This window comes from Pseudomonas sp. PS01270, from assembly GCF_029959775.1.
Taxonomy (GTDB): domain Bacteria; phylum Pseudomonadota; class Gammaproteobacteria; order Pseudomonadales; family Pseudomonadaceae; genus Aquipseudomonas; species Aquipseudomonas atacamensis.
This window is the reverse complement of the sequence record NZ_JASCPT010000014.1, coordinates 61292-72705: the sequence shown is the minus strand read 5'-3', so window position 1 is coordinate 72705 and position 11414 is coordinate 61292. Positions and strand designations below refer to the sequence as shown.

Here is an 11414-nt window from a genome sequence, read left to right as displayed (position 1 = left end):
ATGTCTGGCGTCTGAACCACCGCTTTCGCGAGCAGGCTCGCTCCCACCTTGAAAATCCATTCCACTGTGGGAGCGAGCCTGCTCGCGAAGACGTCGGTCCTGTCACCGCACCTATTGGCGCAATACCAGCGCTCAAGTAACCTGTGCGCCAAATCGACAGGCCGCCCCCCATGATCTTCCTCATCGCCTACATCAGCAGCGTCGTGCTGATCAACTTCGCCTTTTCCACCGCACCGCACCTGGACATCATCTGGTCGGCCTGGGGCGGCCTGGTGTTCGTGCTGCGCGACATGGTGCAAACGCGCTTCGGTCATGGTGCGATCGTGGCGATGCTGGCGGCGCTGGTGCTCTCCTACATCACGTCCGACCCATCCATCGCGCTGGCCAGCGCCACGGCGTTCGCGGTTTCCGAGTGCATCGACTGGCTGGTGTTCAGCATCACCAAGCGGCCGTTGCGTGATCGACTGTGGATCAGTTCGGCTCTGAGCATTCCGCTGGATACCTTCATCTTCTTCGGCATGATTGACGCCTTGACGCCGCCGGTGATCATCACCGCGCTGGCCTCCAAGTTTGCCGGCGTCACTGCCGTCTGGCTGATCATGGCCTGGCGTGATCGCAAACAGGCTGTCGCCAGCTGAAGCCAAACCCTCGGGTTCATGTAAAATGCCGCGCTTTCTCCCCATGGAAAGCGCACCTGCGTGGCTTTCCTCGATGATCCGCTTCCTTTGAGGACCTGAGATGACCCGTATCGGAACTCCATTGTCGCCAACCGCGACCCGCGTATTGCTGTGTGGCTGTGGTGAGTTGGGCAAGGAAGTGGTAATCGAACTGCAGCGCCTGGGCGTTGAAGTGATTGCCGTCGACCGCTACGCCAACGCGCCGGCCATGCAAGTCGCCCATCGCAGCCACGTGATCAACATGCTCGACGGTGCCGCTCTGCGTGCAGTGATCGAAGCCGAGAAGCCGCACTTCATCGTGCCGGAAATCGAAGCCATCGCTACCGCCACGCTGGTCGAGCTGGAAGCCGAAGGCTTCACCGTGATTCCGACCGCGCGTGCGGCGCAGCTGACAATGAACCGCGAAGGCATCCGTCGTCTGGCTGCCGAAGAGCTGGATCTGCCGACCTCGCCGTACCACTTTGCCGACACCTTCGAGGACTACAGCAAAGCCGTTCAGGACCTGGGTTTCCCTTGCGTGGTCAAGCCAGTGATGAGTTCGTCAGGCAAGGGCCAAAGCCTGCTGCGCAGCGCCGATGATGTGCAGAAGGCCTGGGATTACGCGCAAGAGGGCGGTCGCGCCGGCAAAGGTCGGGTGATCATCGAAGGCTTCATCGACTTTGACTACGAAATCACCCTGCTGACCGTGCGCCACATTGGCGGCACCACGTTCTGCGCACCGGTCGGCCACCGTCAGGAGAAAGGCGACTATCAGGAATCCTGGCAGCCGCAGGCCATGAGCCCGATTGCTCTGGCTGAATCCGAGCGCGTTGCCAAAGCAGTCACTGAAGCACTGGGTGGCCGTGGTCTGTTCGGCGTCGAGCTGTTCATCAAAGGTGATCAGGTGTGGTTCAGCGAAGTCTCGCCACGGCCGCATGACACCGGTCTGGTCACGCTGATTTCTCAGGACCTGTCGCAATTCGCCCTACATGCCCGCGCCATTCTCGGTCTGCCGGTACCGCTGATCCGTCAGTTCGGCCCGTCGGCGTCGGCAGTGATTCTGGTTGAAGGCCAGTCGACCCAGACTGCATTCGCCAATCTGGGCGCTGCGCTGAGCGAGCCGGACACCGCGCTGCGTCTGTTCGGCAAGCCGGAAGTGAACGGTCAGCGCCGCATGGGCGTGGCGCTGGCCCGTGATGAGTCGATCGAGGCCGCACGTGCCAAGGCGACCCGTGCGTCGCAGGCGGTTGTTGTCGAGCTGTAAACCGGGTCGCGGCAGCTATTCGCGAGCAGGCTCGCTCCCACATGGGACTGGGTGAACACAGAATCTGTGACCAATCCCAAAACCCTGTGGGAGCGGGCTTGCCCGCGATAACGATCTGTCAGGCAACCTGATTCAGATCGTTATTGCGCGTCTCCTTCAAGCACAGCACCGCAATCAGACTCAACACCGCCGCCGCCGACACATACCCGCCGACATAGCTCAACCCGCCCATCGCCACCAGTTTCTGCGCAAAGAACGGCGCCGCCGAGGCCCCGACGATCCCGCCCAGGTTGTACGCCGCTGAAGCGCCGGTATAACGCACGTGGGTTGGAAACAGCTCAGGCAACAGCGCGCCCATCGGTGCGAATGTCACGCCCATCAAAAACAGCTCGATGCACAGAAACAGCGCCACGCCCCAGGTCGAGCCCTGCGTCAGCAACGGTTCCATCAGGAATCCGGACAGAATCGCCAGCACGCCACCGATGATCAGCACCGGTTTGCGCCCGTAACGGTCGCTGGCCCAAGCGGATAATGGCGTCGCGGCGGCCATGAACAACACAGCAAAGCACAGCAGGCCGAGGAACGTTTCGCGGCTATAACCCAGCGTGGCCACGCCGTAGCTCAGGGAAAACACCGTCGAGATATAGAACAGCGCATAGCACACCACCATCGCCGCCGCCCCGAGCAGGGTCGGCGCCCAGTATTGGCTGAACAACTCCACCAGCGGCACTTTCACTCGCTCCTGACGGGCGATCGCATTGGCGAACACTGGCGTTTCATGCAATTTCAGGCGTACATACAGGCCGACCATCACCAGCGCCGCGCTGAGCAGAAACGGAATACGCCAGCCCCAACTGCGGAACTGTTCGTCATCCAAGGTCATGGCCAAGGTCAGGAACAGGCCGTTGGCCGCAAGAAAACCAATCGATGGCCCGAGCTGCGGAAACATGCCGAACCAGGCGCGTTTGCCCTTCGGCGCGTTTTCCGTGGCCAGCAGCGCCGCACCGCCCCATTCGCCGCCAAGGCCCAGGCCCTGACCGAAGCGCAGCACGCACAGGAGAATCGGCGCCCAGGCACCAATGCTGTCGTAGCCCGGCAACACGCCAATCAAGGTGGTGCACACGCCCATCAACAGCAGCGAGGCGACCAGCGTCGATTTACGGCCGATACGGTCGCCGAAGTGGCCAAACAATGCCGAACCCAGTGGTCGGGCGAGGAAGGCAATGCCGAAAGTGAGAAACGCCGAAAGCATCTGCGCCGTGCCGGAGGTCTGCGGAAAGAACACCGGCCCGATCACCAGCGCCGCAGCAGTGGCGTAAACGTAGAAGTCGTAGAACTCGATAGCAGTGCCGATAAAGCTTGCCGTGGCCACGCGGGTGGCGGAATTGGTCGGCTGGGCAGGCGCGGTTTCGCTGTAAGCGGTATGGGTCGTCATGCGGTGATCCCTGACAGTCATGAGCTCCAGTGGAGCGAATTATTATGGTCGAACACCCAGGGATGTGGGGTAGGGCGCGAGCGCTGTTTCGAGTAGGAACAGTCGTCGGTTTGCAGCGGAAACAGTCAGGATCCGGGCAGTGCCGGGTAGGCACAGGGATCGACGGCGCTTGGGTAAGCGCCTCGATTATAGGAAGGGGGCTAACGATCAAACAAGCGCAAACAATGCAGCTTTATCGAGCAGGCATCAGAGCAGGCACCGATGAGGTCAGCCAGATCAACACCTTGCTCACCCGGTTCTCCTCGGTCTCGAGGATTTCCAGTCGATAACGCCCGATCTTCAGGCACACCGCGCTTTCCGGAATGGTTTCCAGCGCTTCGGTGACCAGGCCGTTCAGGGTCTTTGGCCCGTCGCTCGGCAGATGCCAGCCCAGGCACTTGTTCAGGTCGCGGATCGACGCGGCGCCATCAATCAACATACGCCCGTCGGCCTGGGGATGGATGTGCGGGTTGTCGAGGCTGTGCTCGCTTTCGAATTCGCCGACGATTTCTTCGAGAATGTCTTCAAGGGTGACGATGCCCAGCACTTCACCGTATTCATCGACGACCATGCCGAGACGGCGTTGCTGTTTGTGGAAGTTCAGCAGTTGCAGTTGCAGCGGCGTGCTTTCCGGGACGAAGTAGGGCTCGTAGCTGGCGGCCAGCAGCGCCTCGCGGGTCAATCCGCCGTTGCTCAGCAAATGGCCGATCTGGCGAGTGTTGAGCACCGCTTCGACCAGATTGATGTCACTGTGAAACACCGGCAGACGCGTGCGCTTGTTCTCGCGCAGTTGCTCGATGATCTCTTCGATCGAATCGTCGAGGTTGATGCCGTCGACGTCACTGCGCGGCACCAGGATGTCGTTGACCGTGATGTTGTCCAGCGCATGAATGCCCGATACCGGATGGCTGCGGACCGGATGCTCGTGATCCTCATCGTGATCGGTCGGCAACTCGTCCTCGCTCTGTTGCACCACCTGAGCCTTGCGCGTGAACGGGGTTATCAACAAAGCGCTGACCCGGCTGAACAGCCACGCGAACGGGTAGACGATTTTCATCGGCACGGTCAGCAGGGCATTGCCGAACGCCAGCACAGCGTCGGGATAGCGCCGAGCCACTGTGCGCGGGAAATAATCAGCGAACACCAACAGGATGCCACCGGCGCCAAGGCAGGCCGCCCACGGGCCGTTTTCTTCGCAGAGGAAAATCGCCAGCAGCGTCGCGATGATCACTACGAGGGCGCGGCACAGGGTGTTGCAGAGGATCAGGCTGTCGAGCGGGAAGCTCAGCTTCGCCAGCGGTTTATCGCCGGCGCGCGAGGCGATACGTTGCGCGAGCAAGTGTTGCTGCGCGATTTCGACGGCGGTAAACAGCCCTGACCATAAAATCAGCAGGACAAATACCGCGAGCATCGGCCCTATGGGCAAACCGTCCATTTATGCCGCCCGTCAGATGTGCAGAATGTATTCACGAACCAGTTTGCTGCCGAAGTACGCCAGCATCAGCAGGCAGAAACCGGCGAGGGTCCAGCGAATCGCCTTGTGGCCGCGCCAGCCCAGACGGTTGCGGCCCCACAACAGCACGCTGAAGACGATCCATGCCAGACAGGCCAGCAGGGTCTTGTGCACCAGATGCTGAGCGAACAGGTTCTCGACGAACAGCCAGCCGGAAATCAGCGACAGCGACAGCAGCGTCCAGCCGGCCCAGAGAAAGCCGAACAGCAGGCTTTCCATGGTTTGCAGGGGCGGGAAGTTCTTGATCAGCCCGGACGGGTGCTTGTGCTTGAGCTGATGGTCCTGAACCAGCAGCAGCAACGCCTGGAACACGGCGATGGTGAACATGCCGTAGGCGAGGATCGACAATAGAATGTGCGCGAGGATGCCCGGCTCTTCATCGATGATCTGCACCGTGCCGGTCGGCGCGAACTGCGCCAGCAATACCGTGATCGCGCCCAGGGGGAACAACAGCACCAGCAGGTTTTCCACCGGGATCCGCGAACAGGCGAGCAGAGTCAGGGCAATCACCGCAGCAGCGATCAGACTGGACGCACTGAAGAAGTCCAGGCCAAGGCCGATCGGGGTCAATAGATGTGTAAGCAGGCTGGCGCCGTGGGCGAGCACGGCGAAGACGCCGAGGCTGACCAGCAGGCGCTTGTTCGCCTTGGCGCCGGTGGCCAGGCGGGTGCTTTGATAGACGGTCGCAGCGGCATAGAGCAGGGCGGCGGCGAGGGTGGTCAGCAAACTGGGTGACAAGGGGAGCATAAATCCTGTTAGGCGAGCCCGAAAGGCGCTGAGTTTGGCATAGAACCGCCACGGCACGAAAGACTCCGCAAGCTGACGGCGAGGTGTCCGCCAGCCGCAGTCTTCGCTATAATCCGCGACCTGCCCACGCCGCAGGCTCGCCGAGCACATGTTGATTCCGGTCTGGGCCGCCATTATCCCGGTTCGTACAGGGCCTGAAAGGATCGCGCAATGTTTGAAAACTTAACCGACCGTCTCTCGCAGACGCTGCGCCATGTCACCGGCAAGGCGAAGCTGACCGAGGACAATATCAAAGACACCCTGCGTGAAGTGCGCATGGCGTTGCTCGAAGCTGACGTCGCATTGCCGGTGGTCAAGGACTTCGTCAATTCGGTCAAGGAGCGCGCTGTCGGCACCGAGGTGTCGCGCAGCCTGACGCCGGGCCAGGCGTTCGTGAAGATCGTCCAGGCCGAGCTCGAAAGCCTGATGGGGGCGGCCAACGAAGACCTCAACCTGAGCGCTGTTCCGCCAGCCGTTATTCTGATGGCCGGTCTGCAGGGCGCGGGTAAAACCACCACCGCCGGCAAACTGGCGCGCTTCCTTAAAGAGCGCAAGAAGAAGTCGGTCATGGTCGTGTCGGCGGACATCTATCGTCCGGCGGCGATCAAGCAGTTGGAAACCCTGGCCAACGACATTGGCGTGACATTCTTCCCGTCCGACCTGAGCCAGAAGCCGGTCGACATCGCCAATGCGGCTATTAAAGAAGCCAAACTGAAATTCATCGACGTGGTCATCGTCGACACCGCCGGTCGTCTGCACATCGACGAAGAGATGATGGGCGAGATCAAGGCGCTGCACGCCGCGATCAACCCGGTCGAAACCCTGTTCGTGGTCGACGCCATGACTGGTCAGGACGCCGCCAACACGGCCAAGGCCTTCGGCGATGCGCTGCCGCTGACCGGTGTGATCCTGACCAAGGTCGACGGCGACGCCCGTGGCGGTGCCGCGCTGTCGGTGCGCGCCATCACCGGCAAGCCGATCAAGTTCATCGGTATGGGCGAGAAGAGCGAAGCGCTCGATCCGTTCCACCCTGAGCGTATCGCCTCGCGGATCCTCGGCATGGGCGACGTGCTCAGCCTGATCGAACAGGCCGAAGCGACGCTGGACAAGGACAAGGCCGACAAACTGGCCAAGAAGCTGAAGAAGGGCAAGGGCTTCGACCTCGAAGACTTCCGCGATCAGCTGCAACAGATGAAGAACATGGGCGGCCTCGGCGGCCTCATGGACAAACTGCCGAGCATCGGCGGGGTCAACCTGTCGCAGATGGGCAATGCCCAGAACGCCGCAGAGAAGCAGTTCAAGCAGATGGAAGCCATCATCAATTCCATGACCCCGGCCGAGCGCCGCGACCCTGAGCTGATCAGCGGTTCGCGCAAGCGCCGGATCGCCATGGGTTCCGGCACGCAGGTGCAGGACATCGGCCGCTTGATCAAGCAGCACAAGCAGATGCAGAAGATGATGAAGAAATTCACCGCCAAGGGCGGTATGGCAAAAATGATGCGCGGCATGGGCGGTATGTTGCCCGGCGGCGGCATGCCGAAAATGTAAAGACTTCGCCGGTCGTCGCACCGGCGCAGACCCTGCAAGGACGCAGGATCAACAGCAAACCCGCACTCGGCGGGAGCTGACTGGCCGTTTTTATCGACGGCTCTCTATGCAAATCTGCACGGCATGCCATGGGCGCCGGAAAAAGTCATTTGCAAAAGTCCGGATATTCCTTAGAATATGCGGCCTTTCGGGCACCCATGCCCGCTGTGCATTTAGATTTGCAGCACCGACTACAGGAACGATGTTCACATGCTAACAATCCGTCTTGCCCTTGGCGGCTCCAAAAAGCGCCCGTTTTACCACCTGACCGTAACCGACTCGCGTAACCCGCGTGACGGCTCCCACAAAGAACAGGTTGGTTTCTTCAACCCTGTTGCCCGTGGTCAGGAAATCCGTCTGTCCGTGAACCAAGAGCGCGTTGCCTACTGGCTGAGCGTTGGTGCACAACCTTCTGAGCGCGTTGCTCAGTTGTTGAAGGAATCTGCCAAGGCTGCGGCCTGAGCAATATGAACGCGACGCCAGCCCCTGCCGATGATTTGATCGTTATTGGCAAAATTTATTCTGTTCATGGCGTTCGCGGCGAAGTGAAGGTTTATTCCTTTACTGATCCGACTGAAAACCTGTTGCAGTACAAAACCTGGACGCTCAAGCGCGAAGGCAATGTCAAACAGGTCGAGCTGGTCAGTGGACGCGGGAGCGACAAGTTCCTGGTCGCCAAGCTCAAGGGTCTCGATGATCGTGAAGAAGCTCGTCTTCTGGCTGGTTATGAGATCTGCGTGCCGCGCAACCTGTTCGCTGAATTGACCGAAGGCGAGTACTACTGGTACCAGCTGGAAGGTCTGAAGGTCATCGACACCCTTGGGCAACTGCTCGGGAAAATCGATCATCTTCTGGAAACCGGCGCCAATGATGTAATGGTCGTCAAGCCTTGCGCTGGCAGCCTGGATGATCGCGAACGCCTGTTGCCCTATACGGAGCAATGCGTGTTGGCCGTCGACCTGGAAGCGGGCGAGATGAAGGTGGATTGGGACGCGGACTTCTGAACGTGGCTAACTTGCGCGTAGAAGTGATCAGTTTGTTTCCCGAGATGTTTTCCGCCATTGGCGATTACGGCATCACCAGTCGTGCGGTCAAACAGGGGCTCTTGCAGCTGACCTGTTGGAATCCGCGAGATTACACGACGGATCGGCATCACACTGTGGACGATCGCCCGTTTGGCGGTGGTCCGGGCATGGTGATGAAGATCAAGCCCCTGGAAGATGCGCTGGCTCAGGCCAAGGCAGCAGCCGGGGAGGCGGCGAAGGTGATTTACCTGTCCCCCCAAGGCCGTCAACTGACTCAGTCGGCGGTACGCGAGCTGGCACAATCGGATGCATTGATCCTGATTGCCGGCCGCTACGAAGGCATTGACGAGCGCTTTATTGAGGCTCATGTCGATGAAGAGTGGTCGATTGGCGACTATGTACTGTCTGGTGGCGAGCTGCCGGCCATGGTCCTGATCGATGCGGTTACACGACTGCTGCCTGGAGCTTTAGGGCATGCGGATTCCGCTGAGGAAGATTCCTTTACGGATGGTCTGCTGGATTGCCCGCACTACACCCGACCGGAGGTGTATGCGGATCAGCGTGTTCCCGACGTGTTGCTGAGTGGCAATCACGCGCATATCCGGCGTTGGCGTTTACAGCAGTCCCTTGGTCGGACCTATGAACGACGCGCCGATCTTCTGGAAAGCCGCTCGCTTTCTGGAGAAGAGAAGAAGCTGCTCGAGGAATACATCCGCGAGCGGGACGATAGTTAACAACGTATCGATGGTAGATCGAACGATTTACCTTAGGAGCACAGCATGACCAACAAAATCATCCTTGCACTCGAAGCAGAGCAGATGACCAAAGAAATCCCTACCTTCGCCCCAGGCGACACTATTGTCGTTCAGGTGAAAGTGAAGGAAGGCGATCGTTCCCGTCTGCAAGCGTTCGAAGGCGTTGTAATCGCCAAGCGTAACCGCGGCGTGAACAGTGCGTTCACCGTTCGTAAAATCTCCAACGGTGTTGGCGTAGAACGTACTTTCCAGACCTACTCCCCGCAGATCGACAGCATGGCTGTTAAACGTCGCGGTGACGTACGTAAAGCCAAGCTGTACTACCTGCGCGACCTGTCGGGTAAAGCAGCACGCATCAAGGAAAAACTGGCTTAAGCCCAGCTTCCGATGCAGAAAAAAGCAGCCTACGGGCTGCTTTTTTGTTGCCCGGGATTTGTGCTGCAAAGATCTTCAGTCTGTCCGTGACCCAGTCGCGGCCTTCGCTAGCAGGCTCGCTCCCACAGGAATACAGTGGGAGCGAGCCTGCTAGCGAATCGATCCATCAGGCGCTGGAACCTTCTGGTTGAATCAACGCCAGCAACGTCCACCCAGCCCCCGGTTTCAACGCCGTTTCCGGTGTCACCACATGCACCCAGCCGCTGTCATCACGCATGAACAGCAGCGTCGCGCGATTGCCGTGCAGCGCTTGGTAATCCTCCCAGCCGAAGCCGTCCGTCAATGTCGTGCTGTAAAGCTCCGCTCCCTGGCCCATCTGGCCGGCCAGTTTCGAATAGGTCAGTGCCTCACTGCCCAACTGATTGCCCCGGTGTTCCAGGCTCGCCCGATGTTTATCGCTGCGGCGGCTTTCATGGCCGCTGGCCAGACCGAACAGGCGCTGATGACCGAAGTCATGACGAAAGCGCATCGCCGCCAATGTGTTCAGCTCGCCCGACGGTGACAGTGCCAGCAAATGCCCCAACCCCACCAGATCCAGATGCGCGTCGGCATGCTGCGACGCCGGGTTGCCGAAATAGGTCGGCAAGCCTTCCATGCGTGCCGCGCGGATATTCTCCCAGCTCGAATCGGTCAGCAGCACGCGGCTGCCCAGCTGTTGCAGCGACTTGCCCAATTCACGGGCCGGGCCATTGGCACCAACGATCAGAAAACCGCTCGGCGCAGGTTCAGCGACCTTTAACAGCCGTGCCAGCGGTCGCGCCGTTGCGCTTTGCAAAACCACGGTGCCGATGATCACCGCAAAGGTCAGCGGCACCAGGAGCAGGGCGCCTTCATGCCCGGATTCATCCAGGCGAATCGCGAAAATCGCCGAGACAGCCGCAGCGACGATCCCGCGCGGCGCGATCCAGCACAGCAACGCCCGTTCACGCCAGCTGAGACTGGAGCCGGCGGTGCTAAGCAAAACATTCAACGGACGGGCGATCAGCTGGATCACCAACAGCAGAATCAACACCAGCGGTCCCAGGCCAAGCAAAGCGTTCAGGTCCAGGCGCGCCGCGAGCAGGATGAACAGTCCGGAAATCAGCAATACGCTGAGGTTTTCCTTGAAGTGCAGGATGTGCCGCACGTCCACGCCTTTCATGTTGGCCAGCCACATGCCCATCAGCGTCACCGCCAGCAGTCCGGACTCATGCATCACTTGGTTGGCACCGATGAAGATCGCCAGCACGGCTGCCAGCGAGGCCAGGTTATGCAAGTATTCCGGCAGCCACTGACGCCGGATCACCGTCCCCAGCAGCCAACCCCCGACGACACCAAACACGGCGCCGCAGAGAATCACCCCGCCGAAGGTGAAGAGGCTTTGCTTGAGGCCATGGCCTTCAGCGCTGGCGATGATGAAGCTGTACACCACGACCGCGAGCAGAGCGCCGACCGGATCGATGACGATGCCTTCCCAGCGCAGGATGTTGGCGATCGAGGCTTTTGGCCGCACCACCCGCAGCATCGGCACGATTACGGTCGGACCGGTAACCAGCGTAAGGCTGCCAAACAGAATCGCCAGCATCCAGTCGAAGCTCAGCAGAAAGTGCGTGGCGACCGCGATGACGATCCAGGTCGAGATCGCACCGAGGGTCACCAGGCGATGGACGACGCTGCCGATCTCTTTCCATTCCGACAGGTGCAGGGTCAGGCTGCCTTCGAACAGGATCAGCGCCACTGCCAGCGACACCAGTGGCATCAGCAGCGGGCCGAACATTTCCTGCGGGTCGAGCCAACCCAGCACCGGGCCGGCCAGAATGCCGGTCAGCAGCAGAAACAGAATGGCCGGCAGCTTCAGGCGCCATGCCAGCCACTGACAACCCAGCGCCGCCGCGCCGATCCCGCCAAATGCCAAGAGAATTTGCTGCTCGTTCATTGAT

11 protein-coding genes are annotated in these 11414 nt (G+C 60.3%); 7 read left to right on the top strand and 4 right to left on the bottom strand.

Annotated elements, in window-relative coordinates:
* Positions 1–170: 170 nt before the first annotated feature.
* Positions 171–638, top strand: a complete 468-nt coding sequence (locus tag QMX86_RS07455) for a VUT family protein (RefSeq protein WP_016771544.1) — start codon at positions 171–173, stop codon at positions 636–638.
* A 100-nt stretch (positions 639–738) separates the two neighbouring features.
* Positions 739–1920 carry a formate-dependent phosphoribosylglycinamide formyltransferase gene (gene purT, locus QMX86_RS07450; RefSeq protein ID WP_024011715.1) on the top strand — a complete coding sequence of 394 codons (1182 nt, stop codon included), beginning with the start codon at positions 739–741 and terminating at the stop codon, positions 1918–1920.
* A 118-nt stretch (positions 1921–2038) separates the two neighbouring features.
* On the opposite strand, the gene QMX86_RS07445 is transcribed toward purT, so the two are convergent.
* From QMX86_RS07445 to ccsA, 3 genes are all read right to left on the bottom strand, one after another.
* On the bottom strand, positions 2039–3355 hold the full coding sequence (locus QMX86_RS07445) for an MFS transporter (protein WP_041478199.1): 1317 nt from the start codon (positions 3353–3355) through the stop codon (positions 2039–2041).
* 232 nt (positions 3356–3587) lie between these two features.
* On the bottom strand, positions 3588–4829 hold the full coding sequence (locus QMX86_RS07440) for a transporter associated domain-containing protein (RefSeq protein WP_282385107.1): 1242 nt from the start codon (positions 4827–4829) through the stop codon (positions 3588–3590).
* A 12-nt stretch (positions 4830–4841) separates the two neighbouring features.
* Positions 4842–5654 carry a cytochrome c biogenesis protein CcsA gene (gene ccsA, locus QMX86_RS07435; RefSeq protein ID WP_016771539.1) on the bottom strand — a complete coding sequence of 271 codons (813 nt, stop codon included), beginning with the start codon at positions 5652–5654 and terminating at the stop codon, positions 4842–4844.
* Positions 5655–5864: 210 nt separating this feature from the next.
* Here ccsA and ffh point away from each other — a divergent pair, with 210 nt between their 5' ends.
* The 5 genes from ffh (at position 5865) to rplS (ending at position 9435) form a co-directional block, all read left to right on the top strand.
* Complete coding sequence (gene ffh / locus QMX86_RS07430) at positions 5865–7241, top strand: signal recognition particle protein (RefSeq protein WP_007967791.1); 1377 nt, start codon at positions 5865–5867, stop codon at positions 7239–7241.
* 249 nt (positions 7242–7490) lie between these two features.
* Positions 7491–7742 (top strand): 30S ribosomal protein S16, encoded by a 252-nt coding sequence (gene rpsP, locus QMX86_RS07425; RefSeq protein ID WP_003185073.1) that lies wholly within the window; start codon positions 7491–7493, stop codon positions 7740–7742.
* 5 nt (positions 7743–7747) lie between these two features.
* The gene (rimM, locus tag QMX86_RS07420; protein WP_016771538.1) at positions 7748–8284 is read left to right on the top strand and encodes a ribosome maturation factor RimM; all 537 of its coding nucleotides are present in this window, start codon (positions 7748–7750) and stop codon (positions 8282–8284) included.
* A 2-nt stretch (positions 8285–8286) separates the two neighbouring features.
* Complete coding sequence (gene trmD, locus QMX86_RS07415; protein WP_038860625.1) at positions 8287–9039, top strand: tRNA (guanosine(37)-N1)-methyltransferase TrmD; 753 nt, start codon at positions 8287–8289, stop codon at positions 9037–9039.
* A 45-nt stretch (positions 9040–9084) separates the two neighbouring features.
* Positions 9085–9435, top strand: a complete 351-nt coding sequence (rplS, locus tag QMX86_RS07410; RefSeq protein ID WP_003175895.1) for a 50S ribosomal protein L19 — start codon at positions 9085–9087, stop codon at positions 9433–9435.
* Positions 9436–9601: 166 nt separating this feature from the next.
* On the opposite strand, the gene QMX86_RS07405 is transcribed toward rplS, so the two are convergent.
* Positions 9602–11410 (bottom strand): sodium:proton antiporter, encoded by a 1809-nt coding sequence (locus tag QMX86_RS07405; RefSeq protein WP_282385104.1) that lies wholly within the window; start codon positions 11408–11410, stop codon positions 9602–9604.
* Positions 11411–11414 lie beyond the last annotated feature (4 nt).